This window comes from Streptomyces sp. NPDC046977 (genome assembly GCF_040644455.1).
In the GTDB taxonomy this organism is placed as follows: domain Bacteria; phylum Actinomycetota; class Actinomycetes; order Streptomycetales; family Streptomycetaceae; genus Actinacidiphila.
In genome coordinates, this window is the sequence record NZ_JBEYWO010000025.1 from 19,238 (window position 1) to 43,600 (window position 24,363).

Here is a 24,363-nt window from a genome sequence, read left to right on the forward strand (position 1 = left end):
GCCTTCCGTTCGACACCCTGGTTGGTCCGGCTCCTGCGTGATCACATAGGGTCAAAAGAAAAACGGGAGGTTCGGCGTGTTCGTTGAACGCGAACCGCTTGTCGATTTAGTGTCCTGTCCCAAAGAACGTGCGGGACAGACATACTGGTAACCCTAAACCTGAGGGTTAGGGTTCGGGTCGGCCGGCACCTCCCGACCGTCCCACAGGTATACGTAACTCGAGGCGAGAGGCCTTCGACGTGGCAGCACCGCAGAACTACCTCGCAGTCATCAAGGTCGTCGGCATCGGCGGCGGTGGCGTCAACGCCATCAACCGGATGATCGAGGTCGGTCTCAAGGGCGTCGAGTTCATCGCGATCAACACCGATGCACAGGCCCTGCTGATGAGCGACGCCGACGTGAAACTGGACGTCGGCCGCGAACTCACGCGCGGCCTCGGTGCCGGCGCCAACCCCGATGTCGGCCGCAAGGCCGCCGAGGACCACCGCGAGGAGATCGAAGAGGTGCTCAAGGGCGCCGACATGGTCTTCGTCACCGCGGGTGAGGGCGGCGGCACCGGCACCGGTGGCGCGCCTGTGGTCGCCAACATCGCCCGCTCGCTGGGCGCCCTCACGATCGGGGTGGTCACCCGCCCGTTCACCTTCGAGGGCCGCCGCCGCGCCAACCAGGCCGAGGACGGCATCGCCCAGCTGCGCGACGAGGTCGACACCCTCATCGTGATCCCCAACGACCGGTTGCTGTCCATCTCGGACCGCCAGGTGAGCGTGCTGGACGCCTTCCGGTCCGCCGACCAGGTGCTGCTCTCCGGTGTCCAGGGCATCACCGACCTGATCACCACCCCGGGCCTGATCAACCTCGACTTCGCCGACGTGAAGTCCGTGATGTCCGAGGCGGGTTCCGCTCTCATGGGGATCGGCTCGGCCCGCGGCGACGACCGCGCGGTCGCCGCCGCGGAGATGGCGATCTCCTCCCCGCTGCTCGAGGCGTCCATCGACGGCGCCCGGGGCGTCCTGCTGTCCATCTCCGGCGGCTCCGACCTCGGCCTGTTCGAGATCAACGAGTCGGCCCAACTGGTCAGCGAGGCCGCCCACCCCGAGGCCAACATCATCTTCGGCGCCGTCATCGACGACGCCCTGGGCGACGAGGTCCGGGTCACCGTCATCGCGGCCGGGTTCGACGGCGGCCAGCCCCCGACCCGCAGCAACCGGGACAAGGTGCTCGGGACGTACGGCGGTTCCCGCGACGAGAGCGGCAGCACGGCGACGGCCCCGGTCCGTCCGGCCACCCCGCCGGCCGAGCCCTCGCGTCCGGCCTTCGCGGGTCTGGGCAGTGTCACCCAGCGCGACGAGGAGCCGGCCCAGCCCGAGCCGGTGGCCGACGTCCCGGCCCAGCCGACCGCCCCGCAGGTTCCCCCGGCGCGTCCCTACCAGGACACCAGCGCCGAGGAACTCGACGTACCCGACTTCCTCAAGTAAGCACAGCCTCAGGTGATAACGCACAACCACGCACGTCCGGGCGGCGCCCACTTCGCCTTCACCGACAGGTGGGGCGGGGTGAGCGCCGCTCCGTACGACAGCCTCAATCTCGGCGGTGCGGTCGGCGACGACCCGGCCGCCGTCCTCTCCAACCGCGACCTCGCCGCCCGTGAACTCGGGCTGGACCCGGCGCACGTGGTGTGGATGAAGCAGGTGCACGGCAACGACGTGGCCGTCGTCGCCGCCCCCTGGGGCGAGCGCCGGGTGCCGGAGGTGGACGCCATCGTCACCACCCGGCCCGGTCTCGCGCTCGCGGTGCTGACCGCCGACTGCGTCCCCGTCCTGCTGGCCGACACCGAGGCCGGAGTCGTCGCCGCGGCCCACGCCGGCCGGCCGGGACTGGTGGCCGGTGTCGTCCCGGCGGCGGTCGAGGCGATGGTCGGACTCGGCGCCAGGCCGGAGCGGATCACCGCCGTCACCGGGCCGTCGGTCTGCGGCGCGTGCTACGAAGTGCCCGAGCAGATGCGGGAGGACGTGGCCTCGGCCGTTCCCGAGGCGCGGGCCACCACCAGCTGGGGCACCCCCTCCGTGGACGTCGCCGCCGGGGTGCACGCCCAACTCGCCCGTCTCGGCGTCCCCGCAGGTGAGAAATCACATATCTGCACCATGGAGTCGGGTGACCACTTCTCCTACCGCCGCGAGCGCACCACCGGCCGGCTCGCCGGATATGTCTGGCTGGACGGCGACCAGTGAGCGGCGCGCGCAATGACTGACGGAACGGAAGAACGACGGGCCGAACTCGCGGCCAACCTGGCCCGGGTGGAGCGGCGGATCGCCGACGCGTGCGCGGCGGCCGGCCGGGCCCGGGACGAGGTGACCCTGGTCGTGGTCACCAAGACCTACCCCGCCAGTGACGTCCGGATCCTGTCGGGGCTCGGCGTCCGCGAGGTCGCGGAGAACCGCGACCAGGACGCCGCGCCCAAGGCGGCGGCCTGCGCCGACCTCCCGCTCGCCTGGCACTTCGTGGGCCAGTTGCAGACCAACAAGGTGCGTTCGGTGGTGGGTTACGCCGATGTCGTGCACTCGGTGGACCGCGTCCGGCTGGTCGAGGCGCTGTCCGCCGCGGTCATGAGGTCCGACCGGGCGGGGCGCGAACTGGGCTGCCTCGTCCAGGTCGCGCTGGACGCCGAGTCGGGGGCTCAGGGTACCCGCGGCGGAATCGCACCGGATGCCGTCGAAGGGATCGCCGAAGCGGTGACTGCCGCTCCGGGCCTGCGACTTGACGGCCTCATGGCGGTCGCGCCGCTGGCCGGGGCCTACGCCGGTCAACCCCGCGCCGCGTTCGACCGGCTGGCGGAAATCTCATCCTGCCTGCGCGAGATGCATCCTGCTGCGAACATGGTCTCGGCAGGGATGAGCGCGGATCTCGAAGAGGCTGTTGCCGCAGGTGCGACACACGTACGCATCGGTAGCGCGGTACTCGGAGTCCGGACCGGGCTCCGGTAACGTCACCAACCAAGTCGGACCACACAAAAAATATGGTCTTTCCCCGCTGAGAGGACGCAGAGCATGGCCGGCGCGATGCGCAAGATGGCGGTCTACCTCGGCCTCGTGGAGGACGACGGGTACGACGGCCCGGGATTCGACCCGGACGACGAGTTCGAGCCCGAGCCGGAGCCGGAGCGTCCCCGCCGGTCGCACCAGCCGCACCAGCCGCACCCGTCCCACCAGCCGCCGCACCAGACGCAACCGGAGGAGCCGGCACGCCTCGTGCACCCGCCGGTCCCCCGGGAACCACGGATCGCCCCAGTGGCATCCATCACACAAGAACGCCATAGCCTGGAGAAGAACGCACCGGTGATCATGCCTAAGGTCGTGTCCGAACGAGAGCCGTACCGGATCACGACACTCCACCCCCGGACGTACAACGAAGCCCGTACCATCGGGGAACACTTCCGCGAGGGCACCCCGGTGATCATGAATCTGACGGAGATGGACGACACAGACGCAAAGCGACTTGTCGACTTCGCCGCCGGTCTGGTCTTCGGGCTGCACGGGAGCATCGAGCGGGTGACGCAGAAGGTGTTTCTGCTGTCGCCTGCTAACGTCGATGTCACGGCGGAGGACAAGGCCCGCATCGCCGAGGGCGGGTTCTTCAATCAGAGCTGAGATACGCAACCGCACGAAACCGGCCGCGAGGCCCATGGACAGGCAGAGGAGAGGGAAGCGCGATGGACATCGCACTCCAGGTGCTGTGGATCGCGTTGATGTGCTTCCTGCTTGTCCTGATCTTCCGGTTGGTGATGGACTATGTCTTCCAGTTCGCCCGATCGTGGCAGCCTGGGAAGCCCATGGTGGTCGTCCTGGAGACCACCTACACTGTCACCGATCCGCCACTCAAGCTTCTGCGGCGGTTCATCCCGCCGCTGCGTCTCGGGGGCGTGGCGCTCGACCTGTCCTTCTTCGTATTGATGATCATCGTGTACATCCTGCTCACCGTCGTGGGGGGCTTGAGATGACCGATGCGGGCTCCCGATATGTCGACGATCACGTTGAGGTGAAGAGATGCCACTGACCCCCGAGGACGTGCGGAACAAGCAGTTCACGACCGTCCGCCTCCGAGAAGGCTATGACGAGGACGAGGTGGACGCCTTCCTCGACGAGGTCGAGGCGGAACTGACCAGGCTGCTGCGCGAGAACGAGGACCTGCGCGCGAAGCTGGCCGCGGCCACTCGCGCCGCTGCCCAGAACCAGCAGCAGGGCATGCGCAAGCCCGAGCCGCAGGACGGTCGCGGCGGCCCCGGGGCCCCCGTGCCCGCCGCCATATCCGGACCGCAGCCGGTGCCGCCGCAGCAGATGGGCGGCCCCCAGGGACCCGGCAGCGGCCTCGCCCTGCCCGCCGGGCCCAGCGCTCAGCAGGGCCACATGGGGCAGCACCCCATGCAGCAGCAGGGTCCCGGCCACATGGGCCAGCACCCGATGCAGCAGCAGGGTCCCGGTCACATGCAGGGCGGCCACCCCATGCAGCAGCAGGGTCCCGGCCACATGGGCCAGCACCCGATGCAGCAGCAGGGTCCCGGCCCGATGCAGGGCGGGCACCCGATGCAGCAGCAGGGCCCCGGCGGCGACAGCGCTGCCCGTGTGCTCTCGCTCGCCCAGCAGACGGCCGACCAGGCGATCGCCGAGGCCCGCGCCGAGGCCAACAAGATCGTCGGCGAGGCCCGCAGCCGCGCCGAGGGTCTGGAGCGCGACGCCCGCGCCAAGGCGGACGCGCTCGAGCGGGACGCGCAGGAGAAGCACCGCGTGGCCATGGGCTCCCTGGAGTCCGCCCGCGCGACGCTGGAGCGCAAGGTCGAGGACCTGCGCGGCTTCGAGCGCGAGTACCGCACCCGTCTGAAGTCCTACCTGGAGAGCCAGCTGCGCCAGCTGGAGAACCAGGCCGACGACTCGCTCGCCCCGCCGCGGACCTCCGCGGCCCCCTCCCTGTCCTCCGGCTCCGGCGGCATGGGCGGTATGGGCGGCGGCGGCATGGCCACGGCCGGCGCCGGCACCATGGGTGGCGGCCAGAGCTACGGCGGTCAGGGCATGGGCGGTCACGGCGGCCCCAACCCGACCTACGGCGGCCAGCAGCAGATGTCCCCGGCCATGACCCAGCCGATGGCACCGGTCCGGCCGCAGGGCCCGGCTCCGCTGCAGCAGGCGCCCACGCCGATGCGCGGGTTCCTGATCGACGAGGACGACAACTAGCCGCACGGTCGCTCACGCGACACGCACCACCGCACGACACAGGGCCGGGCCCCCAGGGAATCACTTCCCTCGGGGGCCCGGCCCTTGTGCGTGGTCCGCTGTCTCCCGGTGCGCCCTTCGCGTCGCCGAGCCTCCAGGGCCCGTGGCCGGGGCGTGGCGGCCGCTTCGGACGCACAAAGGAGCCGCCCCCGCCCACGGTGCCGTGGACGGGGGCGGCGGGGCGCCGGAACACCCGGATGGACCAAGCGGAGCCGGCGGTCTGCGGCGCGGGTCCCGCGCCGCAGACCGCCGGACTTCCGTCGGGTGCCTACCGCTTGCGGAGGTGGAAGGTGAGGCCGAGGGCCTCGTCGGTGAAGGCGGTCCCGTAGCCGTCCTCGGGACCGCCGGCGGCGAAGTCCGTCGCGAGGACCTCGTCCGCGACGAGCCCCGCGTGCTCCTCCAGGGCCGAGGCCAGCTCCGCGTCCGCGGCCGCCCAGCGCAGCGCGATGCGGTCGGCGACGTCCAGGCCGCTGTTCTTGCGGGCCTCCTGGACGAGCCGGATCACGTCGCGGGCCAGCCCCGCCCGGCGCAGCTGCGGGGTGACCTCCAGGTCCAGCGCGACGGTCGCGCCGGAGTCGGAGGCGACCGACCAGCCCTCGCGCGGGGTCTCGGTGATGATCACTTCCTCCGCCGACAGGGCGACCGGCTCGCCGTCCACCACGACGGAGGCTGTGCCCTCGCGCAGGCCGAGGGACAGCGCCGCCGCCTCGCACTCGGCGATGGCCTTGGCGACGGCCTGGACGCCCTTGCCGAAACGCTTGCCGAGCGCGCGGAAGTTGGCCTTGGCCGTGGTGTCCACCAGGGAGCCGCCGACCTCGCTGAGGGACGCCAGCGAGACGACGTTCAGCTCCTCGGCGATCTGCGCCCGCAGTTCCTCGCCCAGCGACTCGAAGCCCGCCGCGGCCACCAGCGCCCGCGAGAGGGGCTGACGGGTCTTGACCCCGGACTCCGCCCGCGTCGCCCGGCCCAGCTCCACCAGACGCCGTACGAGGGCCATCTGCTCGGACAGGGCGGGGTCGACGAGCGCCTCGTCCACCGTCGGCCAGTTCGTCAGGTGCACGGACTCCGGTGCGCCCGGGGTGACCGGGACGACCAGGTCCTGCCAGACGCGCTCGGTGATGAACGGCACCAGGGGGGCCATCAGCCGGGTCACGGTCTCCACGACGTCGTGCAGGGTGCGCAGCGCCGCCCTGTCGCCCTGCCAGAAGCGGCGGCGGGAGCGGCGGACGTACCAGTTGGACAGGTCGTCCACGAACGAGGAGAGCAGCTTTCCGGCCCGCTGGGTGTCGTACGACTCCAGCGCGCCGGTGACCTCCCGCACCAGGGTGCCGAGTTCGCCGAGCAGCCAGCGGTCCAGCAACGGGCGGTCGGCGGGCGCCGGGTCGGCCTCGCCGGGGGCCCAGCCCGCGGTGCGGGCGTACAGGGCCTGGAAGGCGACCGTGTTCCAGTAGGTCAGCAGCGTCTTGCGGACGACCTCCTGGATCGTGCCGTGACCGACCCGGCGGGCCGCCCAGGGCGAGCCGCCGGCCGCCATGAACCAGCGCACGGCGTCGGCGCCGTGCTGGTCCATGAGCGGGATGGGCTGCAGGATGTTGCCCAGGTGCTTGGACATCTTCCGGCCGTCCTCGGCGAGGATGTGGCCCAGGCAGACCACGTTCTCGTAGGAGTTCCGGTCGAAGACCAGGGTGCCGACCGCCATCAGCGTGTAGAACCAGCCGCGGGTCTGGTCGATCGCCTCGGAGATGAACTGCGCGGGGAAGCTGCGCTCGAAGACCTCCTTGTTGCGGTACGGGTAGCCCCACTGCGCGAACGGCATGGAACCCGAGTCGTACCAGGCGTCGATGACCTCGGGCACGCGCGTGGCGGTGCCCTGGCACTGCGGGCAGGCGAAGGTCACGTCGTCGATGAAGGGGCGGTGCGGGTCGAGGCCGGTCTGGTCGGTGCCGGTCAGCTCCGACAGCTCGGTCAGCGAGCCGACGCAGGTGAGGTGGCCCTCCTCGCAGCGCCAGATGGGCAGCGGGGTGCCCCAGTAGCGGTTCCGGGACAGCGCCCAGTCGATGTTGTTGTTCAGCCAGTCGCCGAAGCGGCCGTGCTTGACCGCCTCGGGGTACCAGTTGGTGCGCTCGTTCTCGCGCAGCAGCGCGTCCTTGACCGCGGTCGTCCTGATGTACCACGACGGCTGCGCGTAGTAGAGCAGCGCGGTGTGGCAGCGCCAGCAGTGCGGGTAGCTGTGCTCGTACGGCAGGTGCCGGAAGAGCAGGCCGCGCTCCTGGAGGTCGGCCACCAGGGCCTCGTCGGCCTTCTTGAAGAACTGGCCGCCGACGAGCTCCAGTTCCTCCTCGAAGGTGCCGTCGGGACGCACCGGGTTGACCACGGGCAGGCCGTAGGCGCGACAGGTCTTGAGGTCGTCCTCACCGAACGCGGGCGACTGGTGGACCAGACCCGTGCCGTCCTCGGTGGTGACGTACTCGGCGTTGACGACGTAGTGCGCGTTCTCGATCTCGACCAGCGCGAAGGGGCGCCGGTACGTCCAGCGCTCCATCTCCCGGCCGGTGAAGCTCTGCCCGGTGGGCTCCCAGCCTTCGCCGAGCGCCTTGCCGAGCAGCGGCTCGGCGACGACCAGCTTCTCCGTGCCGTCGCTCGCCACCACATAGGTGACGTCGGGGTGCGCCGCGACGGCGGTGTTGGACACCAGCGTCCAAGGTGTGGTCGTCCACACCAGGAGCGCGGCCTCGCCGGCGAGCGGGCCGGAGGTCAGCGGGAAACGCACGAAGACCGAGGGGTCGACCACGGTCTCGTAGCCCTGGGCGAGTTCGTGGTCGGACAGGCCGGTGCCGCAGCGCGGGCACCAGGGCGCGACGCGGTGGTCCTGGACGAGCAGGCCCTTGTCGAAGATCTGCTTCAGCGACCACCAGACGGACTCGATGTACTCCGGGTCCATCGTGCGGTAGGCCTCGTCGAGGTCCACCCAGTAGCCCATACGGGTCGTCAGCTCGGCGAAGGCGTCGGTGTGCCGGGTCACCGACTCCCGGCACTTGGCGTTGAACTCGGCGATGCCGTACGCCTCGATGTCCTTCTTGCCGGTGAAGCCGAGCTCCTTCTCGACGGCGAGCTCCACCGGGAGGCCGTGGCAGTCCCAGCCGGCCTTGCGGGTCACATGGTGGCCCTGCATGGTCTTGAAGCGGGGAAAGACGTCCTTGAAGACGCGGGCCTCGATGTGGTGCGCGCCGGGCATGCCGTTGGCCGTCGGCGGGCCCTCGTAGAAGACCCATTCCGGCTTGCCCCGGGTCTGCTCCAGCGAACGGGCGAAGACCTTGTTCTCCTGCCAGAACGCGAGCACTTCGTGCTCCAGCGCGGGCAGGTCGACCTGGGCGGGGACCTGGCGGTACTGCGTCATCGGATTCTGCCTCCGGCGGACACGTCATTGGTGCGTGCGTATTCCGTCGGAGGGACGAGAGCCGGCTGCTGCGCCGGTCCCGCGGTACCACCCTCCTTGGCGGCGGGCGGGCCCCTCGCGGGGTCGTTCCGCAGCCCCCTCATTGGGGTCGCGCTACCGGGTCTACTCGCCCTCGCGGGCTTTCTTCCGGTGGCTCCGGGGTGATCTTCACGTCGCGCACACCCCCGGGCTTCCACCGTCCCCGGGTCGCTATGGGCTGCGTGCGGCGCTACTCGTCCCCTTCCACGCCTTTCGCTCAGGCCAGTGTACTGGGGTCGCCCCCGCCGAAGGCCAGGCATTAAGCGGCCGCTCTGGGCCGGGTCGCCCGCGGGGCCGGAGTGACCCGAATGGCCGGGTGCGCCCCGCGCTACCGGTCGGTACCGGAATACCTGGCGGAGAGCTGGGCACAACGGATGCATGCCCGCCTCCCGACCGGGCAAGGCGGGCGAATCCGGCGGCGTGCCCCGTTGCCGCGGGTCCGGAGCCGATTTATCGTTCCGGCACGATTCGCGTGCAAGATCACAATATGTGAAGGGGCCGCGACCATGGTGGGGAAGAAGACCACCGCCACGAAGAAGGCGACGGCGAAGAAAACGACGCCCAGGGCCGCCACCGCGGCCCGCGGGAAAGCCGCGCCCAAGGCCGCGGCCGAACGCCCCGCCCCTTCCGCGCCCGCACGCAGGAAGGCCGCCGCGTCCGCCAAGGCGGGGAAGGCCGCGAAGAGGGCCGCGAAGCCCGGCAAGGCGACGGCTTCGGCGGAGGAGCCCGTGAAGAGCCCGGCGAAGAGCCGTGCAAAGGCTCCTGCCAAGGCTGCCAAAGCCGTCTCCAGGACCGCTTCCGCGACCCCCGCGAAGAAACCGGCGACCTCCGGAAAAGCGAAATCCGTCACAAAGGCGGCATCCTCGAAGGGGACGGCATCCGAGAAGCCGCCCGCCGAGAAGGCGGCCGGTGCCGTGAAGCAGACCGCGGAAGGCGCGCGGAGGACCGCGGTCAAGGCCGCAGGGAAGAGAGCTGCCGTGGCGGAGGCTGAGAAGACCACGACGACGGCGCCCGCACGCACCACGGGCCCGTCGGGCAAGGCCGGCAAGACGGCGGGACGGGCGGCCCACAGGACCGCGCCCCCCGCGAAGAGGACCGCCCCCGCGGCGGAGAAGGCGCCGGCGGCCAAGAAGGCCGCCGCCGCGCCGAAGAAGACCGCGAAGGCGGGGCGGACTGCCGGGCCCCCCAAGGAGTCCGGGCCGGCGAAGTCCGGCACGACCGCGAAGACCGGCACGACCGCGAAGGCCACGAAAAAGGGAGCCAAGAAGGTGGTAGCGAAGAAGACCGCGGCCGGTACGGCCGCATCAGGGGGATCCGCCTCCGCGGTGCCCACGGCCCGTATCGCCCGGCCGACCGGCATCGTGGCCCCCGGCGACCTGCCGGTCCGGCCCGGCGAGGAACCCTGGTCCGCCGAGGAGGTGGACGCGGCCCGCGCCGAGCTGCTGACCGAGATGGACCGGCTCCGGACCGAGATCTCGACCTCGGAGGACGCCATCACCGGCCTGCTGCGCGACTCCGGCGACGGCGCTGGTGACGACCAGGCCGACACCGGCACCAAGAACATCACCCGCGAGCACGAGATGGCGCTCACCGCCAATGCCCGCGAGATGCTCGCCCAGACCGAGCACGCGCTGGAACGGCTCGACTCCGGTACGTACGGGCTGTGCGAGTCCTGCGGCGAGCCCATCGGCAAGGCGCGGATGCAGGCCTTCCCCCGCGCCACGCTCTGCGTCGACTGCAAGCAGCGGCAGGAGCGCCGCTACTGAGATTTCGCGGGGGCAGCGCCCGGCCGCCCCCGCCGCTCGGACGTGTGTGCCGTAACCTCGTCAGCGTCAGGATCAGGCCTGGCCGGGACATCGGGGCTGAAGGACTCACATGGCGAAGGCACAGGAGACGGCGACGGACACCGCGGACGAGCCGACCGGTGGCACGGAGGCGACCGTCCCCAAGGGGCCGCGGCGCGTTGCCGTGCTGCTCGGTGTGGCGGCGCTGGCGTACACCCTGGACCTGCTGTCCAAGATCTGGGTGGTGACGCGCCTGGAGGGGCGTGAGCCGATCGACGTGTTCGGTCACTACCTGCGCCTGGAGGCGGTCCGCAACGCGGGCGCGGCCTTCGGCTTCGGGCAGGGAATGACGATCGTCTTCACCGTGATCGCGGTCACGGTCATCGTGGTGATCGCCCGCATCGCGCGGAAGCTGCACAGTGTGCCGTGGGCCATCGCGCTCGGGCTGCTGCTCGGCGGCGCCTTCGGCAACCTCACCGACCGGGTGTTCCGGGCACCGGGCTTCTTCCAGGGGCACGTGGTCGACTTCGTCGCGCCCGCCCACTTCGCCGTCTTCAACCTCGCCGACTCGGCGATCGTCTGCGGCGGCATCCTGATCGTCCTGCTCTCCTTCCGGGGCCTCGACCCGGACGGCACGGTCCACAAGGACTGACGGCCGCCAGGTCGCGCGGTCGCCCGGTCGCCAGGTCGCGTGGTCGCCGGGCCGCCGGGAGCGGCCGGAACGCGCGGGCGGGAAAGCACCGGTCACCCATCCGGCATACTCGACCAGGTGAGTATGTCTGCCGAAGTTCGGTCCCTCCCTGTTCCCGACGGTCTCGAAGGCGAGCGTGTCGACGCCGCCATCGCCCGTATGTTCGGTTTCTCCCGGACCAAGGCCGCCGAGCTGGCGGCGTCGGGGAAGGTGACGATCGACGGCAGCACCGCCGGAAAGTCGGACCGCGTCTCGGGCGGCGCCTGGCTGGAGGTCGAGCTGCCGGCCCCGCCGCGGCCCGTGGAGATCGTCGCCGAGCCGGTGCCGGGCATGCGCATCGTCCACGACGACGAGCACGTGGTCGTCGTCGACAAGCCGGTCGGCGTCGCGGCGCACCCCAGCCCCGGCTGGACCGGCACGACCGTCATCGGCGGCCTGGCGGCGGCGGGCTACCGGATCTCCACCTCGGGCGCGGCAGAGCGCCAGGGCATCGTGCACCGGCTGGACGTCGGCACCTCCGGCCTCATGGCCGTGGCCAAGTCGGAGATCGCCTACAGCGACCTCAAGCAGCAGTTCCGCGAGCGGACCGTCGACAAGCGCTACCACGCCCTCGTCCAGGGCCACCCCGACCCGCTCAGCGGCACCATTGACGCGCCGATCGGCCGCCACCCCACCCACGACTACAAGTGGGCGGTGACCGCGGACGGCAAGCCCAGCGTGACGCACTACGACCTGGTCGAGGCGTTCCGCGCCGCCTCGCTGCTGGACATCAAGCTGGAGACCGGCCGCACCCACCAGATCCGCGTGCACATGGCCGCCCACCGCCACCCCTGCGCCGGCGACCTGACCTACGGCGCCGATCCGACCCTCGCCAAACGGCTGGGGCTGGCACGCCAGTGGCTGCACGCGGTGCGCCTGGGTTTCACGCACCCCGGTGACGGCAGCTGGGTCGAGTTCGAGAGCGACTACCCCGAGGACCTCCAGCACGCCCTCGACATCGTGCGGGGCGACAGTGCCTGAGACCTACACGATCCGGGTGCCCGAGGGCCCGGACGACCTGAAGGCGTACTTCGCCGTGCGGCACGAGGTCTTCGTGCTGGAGCAGAAGGTGCCCGCCGACCTGGAGTACGACGAACTCGACGCGACCGCCGTCCATGTGGTGGCGATCGGCCCCGACGGCGCGCTGGGCGCCGGCCGGCTGCTCCCCGGCGCGGACGGCACCGGTGTGCTGGGCCGTCTCGCCGTGCTCTCCGCGGCCCGCGGGCTGGGCCTGGGGGCGGCACTGGTGCGGGCCGTGGAGGAGCAGGCCCGGCTGCGCGGACTGCACACCGTCGAACTGCACGCACAGGTCCACGCCCTCGGCTTCTACGAGCGCCTGGGCTACGCGCCCTACGGCGAGGAGTACGAGGAGGCGGGCATCGCCCACCGCTCCATGAGGCGCGCGCTGTGACGGGCTGACCGGGACCGGCTCCGCGGACATGTCACGCTAGGGGCGTGGATCAACTCGCGCTGTTCTTCGCCCTGATGCTCGCGGCCATCATCATGGTGCCGCTGGGCGACCGGCTGGGGTTGCCGTCGCCCGTCCTCATGACACTGCTCGGGGTCGTGCTGGCCCTTCTGCCGTTCGTGCCCAACGTGCAGATCAACCCCGCGCTCATCCTGCCGCTCGTGCTGCCGCCGCTGCTCTACGCCTCCGTGCAGCGCACCTCGTGGCGGCAGTTCGCCGCCAACAAGAGGGCGATCTTCCTGCTCGCCGTCGCCCTGGTGCTCATCACCACGGTGGCCGTGGGCGGCATCGCGAGCGCCGTCGTCCCCGGCATCTCGCTCGCCGGTGCCGTCGCGCTCGGCGCGCTCGTCGCCCCTCCCGACCCGGTGGCGGCCACCGCCGTGGCGGGGCGGCTCGGGCTTCCCCGGCGCATGGTCTCCACGCTGGAGGGCGAGGGGCTGTTCAACGACGTCACCGCGATCGTGGTCTACAACGTGGCCGTCGCCGCGGCCGTCACGGGTGCGTTCTCCTGGCCGGAGGCGCTCGGCGAGCTGCTGCTGTCGGCGGTCGTCGCGGTCGTGGTGGGCCTCGCCCTGGGCTGGATGGCCTCCAAGCTGATGGGGGTCGTGGGCGACCCGACCCTGCAGATCGGGCTGTCGCTGCTCGTCCCCTTCGCGGCGTACGCCATCGCCGACGAGGCCCACGGCTCCGGCGTCCTCGCCGTGCTCACCACCGCGCTCTTCCTGGCCGAGCACGCCGTGGACGCCGACGACGTGACGGGCCGGCTGGTCGGCGCCACCTTCTGGGAGGTCGTCGACACCCTCGTCACCGGCGTCGCCTTCGGCCTCATCGGCCTGGAACTGCACAACGTCTTCGGTGTCGGGGCCGGCCGCTGGGGAACGATGGTCGGCCACGCGGCACTGGTTGTCGGCGCGGTGATCGTCGTACGGCTCGCGTACCTGCTGCCCGCCTCGCTGCTGGCCAGGAAGCTGCACAAACGGCGCGACCTGGACGAGGACATCCCCATGAGCGGGCGGGAGACCGTCGTCATGTGGTGGGCCGGCATGCGCGGCGTGGCGTCCGTCGCCCTGGCCCTGGCCATCCCGCACACCAGCGACAACGGCGACGCGTTCCCGGCACGCGACGAGATCCTCTTCATCGCCTTCGCCGTCGTCCTGACCACCCTGGTGCTCCAGGGCCTCACCCTGCCGTGGGTCGTCAGACGGCTCGGGGTCAGCAGCGACACCCAGATCGAGCACGACATGGAGATGCTGCTCGCGCTGCGCGCCATGGCGGCCGCCAAGCAGCGGCTGAAGGAGGTGGAGGCGACCGAGAGCTTCCCCGAGGAGGTCTCCGAACTCCTGCACCGCCGCGCCTTCGACGTCGGGGCGCGGATCTGCCCCGACATCGTCGACGACGACAAGCGCGACCGGCACACCGCACGGGTGAGCCGCATCAGGACCCTGGAGCGCGTGCAGCGGGACATGCTCTCCGCGGCCCGGCACGAGATCCTGGCCGCCCGCAGCGAACCCGGCTACGACCCGGAGATCGTCGACCGGGTGCTGCGCCAGCTCGACGTCCGCAGCCTGCGGGTGTCCCGCTAGCGCTTCCCGGTGTCCCGGCGCCCGGCTAACGGGCGCCGGGGCCCGGCCCGATGTCGCTCGCGTCCGGCGTCGCCTGCTCCCGTTCCGGGGCCTCGGCAAGGCCCGGCGCCTGGGCGGTGTTGATCCGGGGCAGGGCGTACGGGTGCTCACGGCGCAACCAGTCGATCATCTGCTCGCGCACCACGCAGCGCACCGTCCAGATGTCGTCCGCGTCCTTCGCCGTGGCCAGCGCCCGCACCTGGATGGTGGTGGGGGTCGCGTCCGTCACCACCAGGCCCCAGGCGCGGCCGTCCCACTGCGGGCACTCCTTGAGGACCTCCTGCAGCCGGGCGCGCATCAGGTCCACGGGAGTGGTGTGGTCGAGGTGGAAGTAGACGGTGCCCGTCATCCGGGCGTCGCCGCGCGACCAGTTCTCGAAGGGCTTGCTGGTGAAGTACGACACCGGCATCGTGATCCGCCGCTCGTCCCAGGTGCGGACCACGAGATAGGTCAGGGTGATCTCCTCGACCGTGCCCCACTCGCCCTCCACCACCACGGCGTCGCCGATCCGCACCATGTCGCCGAAGGCGATCTGCAGCCCCGCGAACAGGTTCCCCAGCGTCGACTGGGCCGCGATACCCGCGACGATGCCGATCAGGCCGGCGGAGGCCAGCACCGACGCCCCGAAGCCGCGCATGGCGGGGAACGTCAGCAGCATCGCCGCCACCGCCACCACACCGACCACCACCGACACCGCCCGCTGGATCAGCGACACCTGGGTGCGCACCCGGCGCACCCGCGCCGCGTCCTGCGCCCCGGAGGCGTACCGCGAGTACGAGGCCTCCACGATCGCGGCCGCGACCCGGACCACCAGCCAGGCGCAGGCCCCGATCAGCACCAGGGTCAGCACCTGGCCGACCGCCTGGGTGTGGCCCCGGGCGAGATGCGCCTGCTTGTACGAACCCCGCAGCAGGGAGCTGCAGATCACCAGTTGCAGCGGCAGCCTGGCGCGCCGAAGCAGCTGCCACAGAGGGGTCTCGGGATGACGGGCGTCGGCGCGGCGCAGCGCGTGGTCGACGGCCCAGCCCACGGCAAGAGTCACGATGAGGGAGCCGCCCACCACGCCCAGCGGCCGTACGACGGAGTCCATGGTTTCGACGGTAACGGGCATGATGGAGCCCGTACCCCGATCGTGCACCACCCATGGGACGTGAGATTGTGACCTCCGGCATGACCATCGTGCTCTTCCACTCGGCCTACGGCCTGCGTCCCGCCGTGCACGCCGCCGCCGACCGGCTGCGCGCCGCCGGGCACGAGGTGCACGTGCCCGACCTGTACGAGGGCCGGACCGCCGAAACCGTCGAAGAGGGCATGGCCATCAAGGACGAGATCGGCCGCGACGAGCTGCTGATGCGCGCCGTCACCGTCTCCGGTCCGCTCTCCGAACGCGGCCTGGTCTACGCGGGCTTCTCCCTCGGCGGCTCGATCGCCCAGAACCTCGCCCTCGCCGACGACAACGCCCGCGGCCTCCTGCTGCTGCACGGCACGTCCGACATCGCCGACGACGCCTCGACCGGCATGCCCGTCCAGCTGCACGTCGCCGAGCCGGACCCCTTCGAGCCCGACGACTGGCTGAACGCCTGGTACCTGCGCATGCGCAAGGCGGGCGCCGACGTGGAGGTGCACCGCTACCGCGGCGCGGGCCACCTGTTCACCGACCCCGGTCTCGACGACTACGACGCGGAGGCCGCCGAGCGCGCGTGGGCGGTCGCCCTGGACTTCCTCGCGGACATCGCGGCGGACGCGCAGTAGCGGAGCGGATCCGCAACTGCCCTTCACGCAGGGGTCGTTGTCAGTGCCGGATGCGATCATCCGGTCATGGGTGCTCTGTACGGCTACTACTCCGCCGGCGACGACCGGGACGCGGTCCGCGCCGTGCTCCGCGCGGAGGTCCGCGACGACGCCGCGGCCCTCGCCCCCGGCTACGACCCGCTCGTGGTCGAGGGCGTCGACCCGGTGCTCGAACTCCTCCCCGCCGAGGTACTGATCACCGGCCGGGCGCCCGAGGACGTCCAGACCGACCCCCGCCGCGGCGCGCTGGTCGGCATGGCCGGGGACGGCGGGGTCGTCGCCGTCTCCCTGACCGACACCTTCCGTGACGCCCTCGCCGCGTTCGACCCCCGCCTGCTGGAGGACGTCGCCGTCGGCTGGGCCCGCACCTCGCGCACCCCGGCCGTCCCCGGCGCCTCCCGCGCGGAGTTGGACCCCCGCGCCCTCGGCGCCTTCCTCAAGGACCTCGCCGCCCTGGCCGGCCGCGCCCGCTCCACCGGCCGCCGCCTCTACTGCTGGATCCGCCCCTGACAGGCCCGGCCCGGCCAGGCTACGATGCGGAACACCGAGCCGCTGACACGGGGGAGAGCTGCTGTGGTCGAGTTGTGTGTCCTGCTGGGCCTGCTGGTGTCCTTCGCGGCCCTTCTGATCGTCAAACTGTTGCGCCGCGGCACGTCCAGGACGCAGAACGCCGACGGCCTGCGCATCGAGCAGGCCCACCGCGACCAGGCCCACGAGGACCGGATGTCGTACAGCTCGGTCGCGACGCACAACTACCCCTTCACGACGGGCGGGCCGTACGGCGGATAGGCCGTGGAGCGGTGTCCCGGCAGGGCGCGGCCGGGAGGCCGTGAGACAGTCGGCGGGTGCTGATGCCTCGTGAGAACACCCACTTCGTGCTGGGACCCGTGCCGCTCCTCCTGCTCGCCGGAGCGCCGATCCACTCCGTACTGCCCGTGCTGCACGCGCCCGGGGGCAGGATGCCGTCGTGCCCCGAGTGGCGTCTCATGCCGAGGCTCACCATGTCGGTGGTCGACGGCCCCGGCGACGCGGGATGCCTGGTCCAGGGTGCCCGGTCGCAGGAGGAGGCCGAGGCCATGGCCCAGTGGTGCGACGCGGCGGAGCAGGCCGGGGGAGCCGTCGTCGTCTCCCTGGACTCCTTCGACGTTCCGCCCGAGGACATCGACTGGGACGAACTCTTCACCGGCGGCCGGTCGCGGGGCGGGTTCGTCGCCATGGCGTGAGCCCGCCGGGTGCCAGGTCCGGACGTCAGGTCCGGGCGTCCGCCGGCTCCTCGGGCCCGGCGTCCCGGACCGCGAGCCAGGACGTCTTGCAGCCGATCCCCATGTCCCCTCCCGTTGCGGCGACTCGACGTGCCGCTCGCTACATGTGCCGCATCCACAGATTGGTTTCGCAGTACGTTCCCCGGTCGCGCTCGCGGTCGATCTCGACGGGGTCGAGGGCGTCCGGCACGACATAGCGTCCGGTCTGCGGGAAGGCCATGCCGGCCCATTCCTCCCACTGTGCGACGGTTCCGGGGATCACCATGGAACGCGGAGCGGTGGCGAGGACGGTCGCCCCGAGCCGCTGGTGGGTGCGGATCCACGGATCGAGGTGCAGGCCGTCCGCACGTGTCCAGCGGGCGAAGTCCTCCATCGGGGTCAGCGGATACCGCGCCTTGAGGGACGGCCGCACCGGCACGATCACGCGGCGCAGCCCGGCGTCGGCCGCGCGCCCGCGCAGCGCGGTGAGCACCTCCCCGGCCAGCCCGCGGCCCGCGTGCCCGGGCAGCACGGTGGCGGCCATGACGCACAGCGTGTCGGGTTCGAGGGACGCCTCGTGCTCGGCCACCGAACGCTCCAGCGCGCCGTCGTAGCCCTCCGGCAGGGTGTCCACGTCCCCGTCCCAGCGCAGGGCGACCGCTGCCGCGTTGGCGACGACCTCGCCGTCGCGCACGAGCAGCACGTCGAAGCGCGGGAAGTACGCCGACGCCCGGCGGCGGCATCTCCCCGAGACCGGGGAATGCAGAACGAAGGCCGGCCAGCGGTCGCGCAACGCGACCTTGACCTGCTGGTACAGCTCGGGTTGCTCACTGGTCGTCAGGATCTCGGTCGCGGGCACCCGTGGATCCTAGGGCGACCCGCCGTTCCCCGCACCGGGCCCGGCAGCCTCCGGCGGGCTTCCGGCCGTCTGCCGGCGGGCGGCGTCGCGCGCCTCGACGATGCGGGTCTGCGCCTCCATGACCACATCGCGGAGGCGTCCGGGCCGCACGCGCTCGTGCGCCATCCACTCGTCGAGGCGGGGACGCAGGAGCGTGACCGCCCAAGGCCCCAGACGCCGCAGCACGGAGCGGCTGACCGAGATCTCCTCTTGGATCTCCCGGCGCAGTTCGTCGGTCCAGCCCTGCTCGCGGTCGGCGTGTTCCAGCGGGGCCTTGAGGACCGTCACGGCCAGGCCGAGAGATTCCGGCAGATCCATCGGCAGGATGCCCGTCCAGTAGAACGACCAGGGGTCCGGCAAGCCGCCGGCCCGCACGCGACCCCATCATTCCCCATATGGGGCCGTGCCGCAGGGGCAATCCCGCCGACCACGGGCTGCAACCCGCGCCGGTGGACGCGACAGCAGTCGTGCGGCATCACGTCGAGGACGCCGTGGCGCTCGTGACGACGAGCGGGTTCACCCTGCCGGCGCGCGAGTTCGCACACGAGCGGGGCGGACGGACAGCCGATGGTGAGCGGCCGTCGAGCCGTTCCCGTGAATCGCACGACGCCGAAGCCCCGCCGCTGCGATGCGGGGGGCTTTCGTGGTGTCCGGTCAGCATTACTCGATGACTCGCCTGCCTTGATGATTGCCGCAGGCACCGAAATGAACTCGCCCATTTCCGCTGGTCATCGCCATGGCTTCGCGACAGTTGAGGTATCAAATACGTGTATTGGGCCATAAGTGGACACGCTGCACACCGCTCGCTAGGGTCGAATTTAAGGACGCCATAAGTGCAGGAGTGGTCCGCACGCAGGGGAGTTGGCGTAGCAGGCCGGAATTCACCGGCCCTCACGACGTACACCGCATCACGGTGCAGTCGTCACTCTCTGAAGCATGTCATGGCCATGTCAAATGCTGGAAGGAAGTCAAGCCAAATGACCAGGGACAACCTCGCACGCAAGGCCGTGATCGCGACCTTTGCGGGAATTCTCCTCGCAGGTGGAAGCGCGGGCATCGCGTCCGCCTCCGCTCCGGAGACGGCTCCGTCCCATGTCGGTGTCATCGAGTGCTTCCGAGCACCGTGCCCCGACGACGACGACGGCTACGGCGGCGGCCACGGCCGTGACGACTGGGGCGGTGGGCACGGGCATGATGGCTGGGGTGGCGGGCACGGTCATGATGGCTGGGGTGGTGGCCACGGGCACGACGGCTGGGGTGGCGGGCACGGTCATGATGGCTGGGGTGGCGGCCACGGTCATGATGGCTGGGGTGGCGGGCACGGGCGTGACGACTGGGGCGGTGGGCACGGCCGTGACGACTGGGGCGGTGGCCACGGGCGTGACGACTGGGGTGGCGGGCACAGCGGTGACGACTGGGGTGGCTACGGGGGCAGCGACTAGCGCAAACGAGCCGAGCGGTTCGACAGCGCCCCGCGCGGCAGTGCCGCGCGGGGCGCACGTACGAGAGCACACTCCTGCGCGACCGGCCGCGACCGCCTCGACGCGTGATGACCACGCCGCCGAATGGGGGCCGCTCGCGTGCCCGGAAGTGACGCCGTGTCGAGCCACAACGCAACGCACCGCACCGCGACCGGGCTCGCCGGCCACCGGCAGTGGCCCGGCAGCGAACCGAGCCCGGTCCGGCGGCCCGGCGTCAGCGGCACGTCGGCGGACGGTGCGGTGGCTCGACAACGCAAAGGGCATGCTGACGGGTTCACCGCGTGGCGCAAGGCGTGCATGCCGTCCTCACGGGCGTGGGGGACACCTGCCGCAGTCAGCGCCGGGCGCCAGATCGTGCGAGTGAAGACGTTGCGGTTCAGCTCCGGAGCTCGCCGCCCTTTGGCGGGGCGAAGACCGGGCGGTCGCCGATCAGCTTGACCTGGCGCACTACGTGGACCACCGAGTCCAGAGCGTCCACACCATCCACTGCCAGGCCGAACACCATCCAGGACCGGGCCTCGAAGTACGCGGCACACGCAGCGACGTCCCGACACCGCGACGGTCACCACAGACCACGCAGGAAGGCGACGAACGAACCGTCACCACCGGAGCCGGACGCGAAGTCAACGCACCGACCTCCGCACGAGCAGGCATCACAGGCATGATGGAACTTCCCTTCGGGGAACCCAGAGGCGCGGTGACTTGCTGCCAGGCGGACACCGCCTTTCCCATGCCTCCGAAGGAAGTTCTCCGGAGAACATCCAGGAGGATGGACGCATGCACCAGCTCCCTGCCCTACCGGCGGACGACGAGCGGCCCCTGTATATGCAGATCGGGGCCGCTCTCCAACACGCCGTCGAGTCGGGGGAGATGGTCGCCGGCGAACGGGTCCCGGGGAAGCTTGCTCGGCGTACCATCCCTGCGAGGTCCTCACGTCGGCGCTCCGCAACCCCCGCAGCGGCTCAGTCGTACGGGGCATCCGTGCAGAGAGGGCAGAGTGGAATGAGTGTGGCGGAGAGCTGGTCCCGCGTGATGAATCTTCTTCGGCAGCACGCCCCGGCAGATCACGCGGATCTCCCTGGGCCCGCTACGGAACAGATGCTCGCGGCCGCCGAGGAACGGATGGGTATCCCCCTCTCTCAGGATCTACGGGTGTGGCTGCTGCAGAACAATCTGGATCTTCCTGAGGAAGATGTGGACGACGATGTGGCATGTTGCGGCTTCGCCGGGTTCCCGGATGAGGGAAGCTTCTTTCTCGGCGTCCGGGCGATGGGGAGGCTCTACGCGAACCGCTCCACGCTCGGTGGATTCGACCCTCCGGACCAGCCGGACAATCCTTTTTGGCGTAATGAATGGATCCCGTTCCTGTCGGACCAGGACGCCTGGACGGGAAAGTTCATCGATGTGCGGGACGGCCGTGTCGGCAGGTGGTTCGTGGGTGAGATCACGATCACGGGCGAGTACGAATCGCTGGCGCACTATTTCGACTCCGTCGCGGAGAGGCTGACGAAGATCGCCGATGGAAACCATCCGGTCTGTGAGGTCGCCGAACCTCGCTCCTGAAGCGGGTGTCGAGCGTGGGTGCAAGGTCGATGATGCACTCATGAGCGACGACTTGACGGAGTTCCTGCGGAGGCGACTCGACGAGGACGCCGAGTTGGCCGGCCGATGCGATGGTGACGGCTGCGGACAGTGGACCGCCCACGGCCATACCGTGGACTTCTGTCAGGTGGACCTCTCCGGTTTCCATCCGACGATCGCGGAGCACGTGGCACTGCACGATCCTGCTCGCGTGCTCCGAGAGGTCGCAGCCAAGCGCCGCATCCTGACACGGCATGTGCTCAGCCCTGCTGTCGGTGATCCAGAGTTGCCCTGGGACAACCGAGACGACTGCCAGTGGGACGGGGAGAGCTGGCCCTGCGCCGACTTGCTCGACTTGGCGCTGCCCTACTCCGACCACCCCGGCTTCCAAGAGAAGTGGCTGCCGCACCAGAACCGGACCAGATAGGGCAGTGATCACCGGACCACGGTCACAAGAACAACCCCACAACGTGCCTCGCGTCTCCTGTTTGCGCAGGTCAGTAGTTGCCCCAGCGGGGAATAGCCGGTGATTTTCAAGCTCAGGGCTCGAGCTGTCCCGGGGCAATGTGCCTACAGCCGACGAGTGGGGATCTCAGTAGGGTGGGCAGGGTGCGAAGCAATAGGCCAGGGAATCATTGCCCGGTTTGCGGGTTCGACCTTGAGTACGCGCCCTGGGGCGAAAGCGGGGGCGTCGCGACCTTCGACATCTGTGGGTGCTGCGGGATCGAGTTTGGGTACGAGGACTCAACGGACATGGGCGTGATCAGGGCCCGCAGCGACTGGATTGCCCGGGGCTACCCGTGGAAGGGGGACGCCGAGGACCAGCCGGGCGACTGGGATCCGGAGGCGCAACTGCGCGAGTCGCTGCCGGTCCCGTGGCCCATGGGTAACCATGGCGCCAAAGCCGCGCAGGATCCAAAGTCGTCCCACTGAGTGTCCAACTGCGCTGCAACGGCCCCGTACCGGGGCGCACAACCACGGATGCTCGCGGATGGTCCGCGCAGCTCGCGGGCGGTTCGGCCGCAGGTCACACGGTCGCTCGCATTGCTTCGGGACGAAGAGTGGTCGTGCCACATCCGTGCCGTACAAGGCGGTAAAAGCCGGGAAACAGCGGTCACTCAAGGGGCCTCGGACAGCAACGAGCCCCCGACCACAATCATTGGTCAGGGGCGGTTCACATGCGGAGAGGGTGGGATTTGAACCCACGGTGACATCGCTGCCACGACGGTTTTCAGGACCGTGTACGGATCGACGCTCCCAAAGCGTCGAGTGCACCCACAGCCGCGTGGATATGAGCCGGGCCGCGACGCAACCGTTCTCCCGCGCACCACCAGGACAGTCGCTCTTCTGTGTCCTCCCTTGGATGCAGGCCCAGGCCATGCTCGGGGCACAGGGGCCACGCCTGCCACAGAAGCTCCATGACGGTCTCCTGCGCGGCATCGGCGACGCTCGCTAGTGCAGAGGCAAGGCTGTCCTGTGAGTTCGGGTCCAAGTGGTTGCCGTGCCACTCGCCGTTGGCCATGGCGACGTGGACATTCTCCGGCTCATCCGCGTCGTAGGACGGAAGGGCCAGCAGCTGCAGGGGTGCCAGATGGGGAAGCGTCACCGCCAAGTCCCGGTTCAGAAGGGCGAGAGCCTGGTCCCACACCGGGTACTCGCCCGGCGAGACGCGGCGAGGCTCAGAGGGGTCGAAAAGAGCGCTCATGAGCACCATTCTCCGCCACGTCAGAGACAGCCCCAATCGCTCAACAGCGCCGCCCCGCCTGCAAAAGCGGCTGACATGAACGACGCTGGACGGTGCGTACACCAGCACCTCTGCCCGGCCGTCGCACCAATCGACGCAAGCCGCCGCAGCAGGCCCGGATTTAACTCCTGGAGCGGGTGTCGCCCGTGAGCGAGGGTCGTCACGGGGCCGTCTCCCGGCCGGCGGTCAGGTGATGCCAGTGGTGGCTGCAGCCGTGGACACGGCATCGTGCCCTGCGTCTGCCGTCCGCGACAGCCAGCAAGGCGATCAGCAGGCGGAAGGCCTCTCCTCGGATGTCTGCCCATCGTCATGTGCCCGAGGCCACCGCCGCATCCCCTTGTCGCGGACTCGGAGCCGGCAGAGCGACGTGCCCTTTGGAGGAGGCCTTCCCCGGCCGGCCTTCGCTCTGGTGGCGGGATCGCAGGTTCGCGCGTGCTGCTGCACTGCGAGCCGAGGATGTGACCAGCGGGGCACGATGGCCCGGGGCCGTCTCTGGGCCGCGGAAGGTGGACCGGCGCTGACCAACGTTGACAACCAGTGACAGCGCCAACGCTGTTCAGCGGGCTGTTCCGTCCGGAGGCCCAGCGCAGCCAAGCGGCCGGTCAGTAGACCGATATGTGCACGTGGTCGAAGTGGTTCTGGGTGATCGAGCCGCGGTCCTCCATGAGTTTCCAGCCCTGTTGGGGGAGGCGGCTGGACCATATGTGCTGCTCGAAGATCACGTACCATATGCCGTATTCGTCCGCGTGCTCGCGGACCCAGGCGACAATGTCGTTGCCGAGATCCTCGGGCTTGCCCGTCACCTTGTGCCCGGCCGGCATGAGCATGAAGTCGCAGGCGCGGCCCAGGGGGTGTTCGCCACCGCCGGCGATGCCGCCGTCCTCGCGGTAGCAGCCGGGGGCGCCGCGGAGGCCGCGGGGGCCGAACTCCGCGACGACGGCGTCGCGGACGGCCGCCATGCGCGGGGTGATGTGGTCGGGGCCCCCGGGGGCCTCCTTCGGCCAGTTGGCCGCGCGGACCTGGGCGGAGAGAGTGGGCCAGACCACAGCGGCCAGTACGAGGGCGCCGATCACGAGCAGCCCGAAAACGGTGCGGCGGACGCTGCGGCCGCGTGTGGTGTCCCGCCCCCTGGTGGTGTTCATCGCCCCCCACAACGCCCGGCACGAGCGTTAAGTGCCCGGTTGAACGCGCGGCGTCGGTGACGCGAATATCACCTACTGCCGAGGGCCGCGCCGGCCGACGCGGGCGTACGCTCCTGGGTTGACCGGTCGACGGCGATCCGGCACA

27 protein-coding genes and 1 tRNA gene are annotated in these 24,363 nt (G+C 70.6%); 19 read left to right on the forward strand and 9 right to left on the reverse strand.

The genetic code is table 11. The features are described 5' to 3' along the window. Positions 1-239: 239 nt before the first annotated feature. The 6 genes from ftsZ (at position 240) to ABZ883_RS30930 (ending at position 5,222) form a co-directional block, all read left to right on the forward strand. Complete coding sequence (gene ftsZ, locus ABZ883_RS30905) at positions 240-1,475, forward strand: cell division protein FtsZ (RefSeq protein WP_360911927.1); 1,236 nt, start codon at positions 240-242, stop codon at positions 1,473-1,475. Positions 1,476-1,490: 15 nt separating this feature from the next. After that, a complete protein-coding gene (pgeF, locus tag ABZ883_RS30910; protein WP_360912155.1) occupies positions 1,491-2,228 on the forward strand; it encodes a peptidoglycan editing factor PgeF in 738 nt (245 codons plus the stop codon). 12 nt (positions 2,229-2,240) lie between these two features. After that, positions 2,241-2,981, forward strand: a complete 741-nt coding sequence (locus ABZ883_RS30915; RefSeq protein ID WP_360911929.1) for a YggS family pyridoxal phosphate-dependent enzyme — start codon at positions 2,241-2,243, stop codon at positions 2,979-2,981. Positions 2,982-3,044: 63 nt separating this feature from the next. Then, a complete protein-coding gene (gene sepF, locus ABZ883_RS30920; RefSeq protein ID WP_360911931.1) occupies positions 3,045-3,644 on the forward strand; it encodes a cell division protein SepF in 600 nt (199 codons plus the stop codon). A 62-nt stretch (positions 3,645-3,706) separates the two neighbouring features. Next, the gene (locus ABZ883_RS30925) at positions 3,707-3,994 is read left to right on the forward strand and encodes a YggT family protein (RefSeq protein ID WP_319661048.1); all 288 of its coding nucleotides are present in this window, start codon (positions 3,707-3,709) and stop codon (positions 3,992-3,994) included. 46 nt (positions 3,995-4,040) lie between these two features. Next, positions 4,041-5,222, forward strand: coding sequence for a DivIVA domain-containing protein (locus ABZ883_RS30930; protein WP_360911933.1), 1,182 nt, complete (start codon positions 4,041-4,043; stop codon positions 5,220-5,222). 307 nt (positions 5,223-5,529) lie between these two features. Here the strand turns inward: ABZ883_RS30930 and ileS are convergent, their stop codons facing one another. Together ileS and ABZ883_RS30940 are read right to left on the reverse strand one after the other, a co-directional pair. After that, positions 5,530-8,658, reverse strand: a complete 3,129-nt coding sequence (ileS, locus tag ABZ883_RS30935) for an isoleucine--tRNA ligase (protein ID WP_360911935.1) — start codon at positions 8,656-8,658, stop codon at positions 5,530-5,532. A 406-nt stretch (positions 8,659-9,064) separates the two neighbouring features. Then, positions 9,065-9,691 (reverse strand): hypothetical protein, encoded by a 627-nt coding sequence (locus ABZ883_RS30940; protein ID WP_360911937.1) that lies wholly within the window; start codon positions 9,689-9,691, stop codon positions 9,065-9,067. A gap of 22 nt (positions 9,692-9,713) precedes the next feature. On the opposite strand from ABZ883_RS30940, the gene ABZ883_RS30945 reads away from it, so the two are divergent. From ABZ883_RS30945 to ABZ883_RS30965, 5 genes are all read left to right on the forward strand, one after another. Next, positions 9,714-10,502, forward strand: coding sequence for a TraR/DksA family transcriptional regulator (locus ABZ883_RS30945; protein ID WP_360911939.1), 789 nt, complete (start codon positions 9,714-9,716; stop codon positions 10,500-10,502). A gap of 109 nt (positions 10,503-10,611) precedes the next feature. After that, complete coding sequence (lspA, locus tag ABZ883_RS30950; protein WP_360911941.1) at positions 10,612-11,172, forward strand: signal peptidase II; 561 nt, start codon at positions 10,612-10,614, stop codon at positions 11,170-11,172. Between the two features lie 117 nt (positions 11,173-11,289). Next, positions 11,290-12,231 carry an RluA family pseudouridine synthase gene (locus ABZ883_RS30955; RefSeq protein ID WP_360911943.1) on the forward strand — a complete coding sequence of 314 codons (942 nt, stop codon included), beginning with the start codon at positions 11,290-11,292 and terminating at the stop codon, positions 12,229-12,231. Next, the gene (locus ABZ883_RS30960) at positions 12,224-12,661 is read left to right on the forward strand and encodes a GNAT family N-acetyltransferase (RefSeq protein ID WP_360911945.1); all 438 of its coding nucleotides are present in this window, start codon (positions 12,224-12,226) and stop codon (positions 12,659-12,661) included. Before ABZ883_RS30955 ends, ABZ883_RS30960 begins: the two co-directional genes overlap by 8 nt. 44 nt (positions 12,662-12,705) lie before the next feature. Continuing rightward, entirely contained in the window at positions 12,706-14,301 is a 1,596-nt protein-coding gene (locus tag ABZ883_RS30965) for a Na+/H+ antiporter (RefSeq protein ID WP_360911947.1), read from the forward strand. Between the two features lie 25 nt (positions 14,302-14,326). On the opposite strand, the gene ABZ883_RS30970 is transcribed toward ABZ883_RS30965, so the two are convergent. Beyond that, entirely contained in the window at positions 14,327-15,430 is a 1,104-nt protein-coding gene (locus ABZ883_RS30970; protein WP_360911950.1) for a mechanosensitive ion channel domain-containing protein, read from the reverse strand. 80 nt (positions 15,431-15,510) lie between these two features. Here ABZ883_RS30970 and ABZ883_RS30975 point away from each other — a divergent pair, with 80 nt between their 5' ends. The 4 genes from ABZ883_RS30975 to ABZ883_RS30990 all read left to right on the forward strand — a co-directional run bounded on the left by ABZ883_RS30975 (position 15,511) and on the right by ABZ883_RS30990 (position 17,354). Then, on the forward strand, positions 15,511-16,092 hold the full coding sequence (locus ABZ883_RS30975; protein WP_360912157.1) for a dienelactone hydrolase family protein: 582 nt from the start codon (positions 15,511-15,513) through the stop codon (positions 16,090-16,092). A gap of 66 nt (positions 16,093-16,158) precedes the next feature. After that, positions 16,159-16,641 (forward strand): hypothetical protein, encoded by a 483-nt coding sequence (locus ABZ883_RS30980; RefSeq protein ID WP_360911952.1) that lies wholly within the window; start codon positions 16,159-16,161, stop codon positions 16,639-16,641. Positions 16,642-16,704: 63 nt separating this feature from the next. Continuing rightward, the gene (locus tag ABZ883_RS30985) at positions 16,705-16,920 is read left to right on the forward strand and encodes a hypothetical protein (protein ID WP_360911954.1); all 216 of its coding nucleotides are present in this window, start codon (positions 16,705-16,707) and stop codon (positions 16,918-16,920) included. A gap of 62 nt (positions 16,921-16,982) precedes the next feature. Further along, positions 16,983-17,354, forward strand: a complete 372-nt coding sequence (locus tag ABZ883_RS30990) for a hypothetical protein (protein WP_360912160.1) — start codon at positions 16,983-16,985, stop codon at positions 17,352-17,354. 139 nt (positions 17,355-17,493) lie between these two features. Here ABZ883_RS30990 and ABZ883_RS30995 read toward each other — a convergent pair whose 3' ends face one another. Together ABZ883_RS30995 and ABZ883_RS31000 are read right to left on the reverse strand one after the other, a co-directional pair. Continuing rightward, positions 17,494-18,231, reverse strand: a complete 738-nt coding sequence (locus ABZ883_RS30995) for a hypothetical protein (RefSeq protein WP_360911956.1) — start codon at positions 18,229-18,231, stop codon at positions 17,494-17,496. Positions 18,232-18,240: 9 nt separating this feature from the next. Continuing rightward, entirely contained in the window at positions 18,241-18,645 is a 405-nt protein-coding gene (locus ABZ883_RS31000; RefSeq protein WP_360911958.1) for a hypothetical protein, read from the reverse strand. A 602-nt stretch (positions 18,646-19,247) separates the two neighbouring features. Here ABZ883_RS31000 and ABZ883_RS31005 point away from each other — a divergent pair. The 4 genes from ABZ883_RS31005 (at position 19,248) to ABZ883_RS31020 (ending at position 22,265) form a co-directional block, all read left to right on the forward strand. After that, positions 19,248-19,712 carry a hypothetical protein gene (locus ABZ883_RS31005; RefSeq protein WP_360911960.1) on the forward strand — a complete coding sequence of 155 codons (465 nt, stop codon included), beginning with the start codon at positions 19,248-19,250 and terminating at the stop codon, positions 19,710-19,712. A 1,041-nt stretch (positions 19,713-20,753) separates the two neighbouring features. Beyond that, positions 20,754-21,314 (forward strand): SMI1/KNR4 family protein, encoded by a 561-nt coding sequence (locus ABZ883_RS31010; RefSeq protein WP_360911962.1) that lies wholly within the window; start codon positions 20,754-20,756, stop codon positions 21,312-21,314. Between the two features lie 40 nt (positions 21,315-21,354). Next, complete coding sequence (locus ABZ883_RS31015; RefSeq protein ID WP_360911964.1) at positions 21,355-21,759, forward strand: DUF6221 family protein; 405 nt, start codon at positions 21,355-21,357, stop codon at positions 21,757-21,759. Positions 21,760-22,085: 326 nt separating this feature from the next. Then, positions 22,086-22,265, forward strand: coding sequence for a hypothetical protein (locus tag ABZ883_RS31020; RefSeq protein ID WP_360911966.1), 180 nt, complete (start codon positions 22,086-22,088; stop codon positions 22,263-22,265). Between the two features lie 248 nt (positions 22,266-22,513). Here the strand turns inward: ABZ883_RS31020 and ABZ883_RS31025 are convergent. The 4 genes from ABZ883_RS31025 to ABZ883_RS31040 all read right to left on the reverse strand — a co-directional run bounded on the left by ABZ883_RS31025 (position 22,514) and on the right by ABZ883_RS31040 (position 24,218). Continuing rightward, positions 22,514-22,590 (reverse strand) — tRNA-OTHER (locus ABZ883_RS31025). Next, entirely contained in the window at positions 22,564-23,037 is a 474-nt protein-coding gene (locus ABZ883_RS31030; protein WP_360911968.1) for a hypothetical protein, read from the reverse strand. The genes ABZ883_RS31025 and ABZ883_RS31030 overlap by 27 nt, the downstream gene beginning before the upstream one ends. A gap of 199 nt (positions 23,038-23,236) precedes the next feature. After that, positions 23,237-23,371, reverse strand: coding sequence for a DUF5958 family protein (locus tag ABZ883_RS31035; RefSeq protein WP_360912162.1), 135 nt, complete (start codon positions 23,369-23,371; stop codon positions 23,237-23,239). A gap of 307 nt (positions 23,372-23,678) precedes the next feature. Further along, positions 23,679-24,218: a hypothetical protein gene (locus tag ABZ883_RS31040; protein WP_360911970.1), complete on the reverse strand. Its 540-nt coding sequence runs from the start codon at positions 24,216-24,218 to the stop codon at positions 23,679-23,681. Positions 24,219-24,363: the final 145 nt, after the last annotated feature.

Excerpts from the sequence above, each read along its gene's own strand:
- ABZ883_RS30975 (WP_360912157.1), top strand. The coding sequence starts at position 15,511 with ATGACCATCGTGCTCTTCCACTCGGCCTACGGCCTGCGTCCCGCCGTG.
- ABZ883_RS30915 (WP_360911929.1), top strand. The coding sequence starts at position 2,241 with ATGACTGACGGAACGGAAGAACGACGGGCCGAACTCGCGGCCAACCTG.
- ABZ883_RS31005 (WP_360911960.1), top strand. The coding sequence starts at position 19,248 with ATGACCAGGGACAACCTCGCACGCAAGGCCGTGATCGCGACCTTTGCG.
- ABZ883_RS31010 (WP_360911962.1), top strand. The coding sequence starts at position 20,754 with ATGAGTGTGGCGGAGAGCTGGTCCCGCGTGATGAATCTTCTTCGGCAG.
- ileS (WP_360911935.1), bottom strand. The coding sequence starts at position 8,658 with ATGACGCAGTACCGCCAGGTCCCCGCCCAGGTCGACCTGCCCGCGCTG.
- ABZ883_RS31015 (WP_360911964.1), top strand. The coding sequence starts at position 21,355 with ATGAGCGACGACTTGACGGAGTTCCTGCGGAGGCGACTCGACGAGGAC.
- ABZ883_RS31030 (WP_360911968.1), bottom strand. The coding sequence starts at position 23,037 with ATGAGCGCTCTTTTCGACCCCTCTGAGCCTCGCCGCGTCTCGCCGGGC.
- ABZ883_RS30990 (WP_360912160.1), top strand. The coding sequence starts at position 16,983 with ATGCCTCGTGAGAACACCCACTTCGTGCTGGGACCCGTGCCGCTCCTC.
- ABZ883_RS30980 (WP_360911952.1), top strand. The coding sequence starts at position 16,159 with ATGGGTGCTCTGTACGGCTACTACTCCGCCGGCGACGACCGGGACGCG.
- sepF (WP_360911931.1), top strand. The coding sequence starts at position 3,045 with ATGGCCGGCGCGATGCGCAAGATGGCGGTCTACCTCGGCCTCGTGGAG.
- ABZ883_RS31020 (WP_360911966.1), top strand. The coding sequence starts at position 22,086 with ATGGGCGTGATCAGGGCCCGCAGCGACTGGATTGCCCGGGGCTACCCG.
- ABZ883_RS30925 (WP_319661048.1), top strand. The coding sequence starts at position 3,707 with ATGGACATCGCACTCCAGGTGCTGTGGATCGCGTTGATGTGCTTCCTG.
- ABZ883_RS31040 (WP_360911970.1), bottom strand. The coding sequence starts at position 24,218 with ATGAACACCACCAGGGGGCGGGACACCACACGCGGCCGCAGCGTCCGC.
- ABZ883_RS30970 (WP_360911950.1), bottom strand. The coding sequence starts at position 15,430 with ATGGACTCCGTCGTACGGCCGCTGGGCGTGGTGGGCGGCTCCCTCATC.
- lspA (WP_360911941.1), top strand. The coding sequence starts at position 10,612 with ATGGCGAAGGCACAGGAGACGGCGACGGACACCGCGGACGAGCCGACC.
- ABZ883_RS30930 (WP_360911933.1), top strand. The coding sequence starts at position 4,041 with ATGCCACTGACCCCCGAGGACGTGCGGAACAAGCAGTTCACGACCGTC.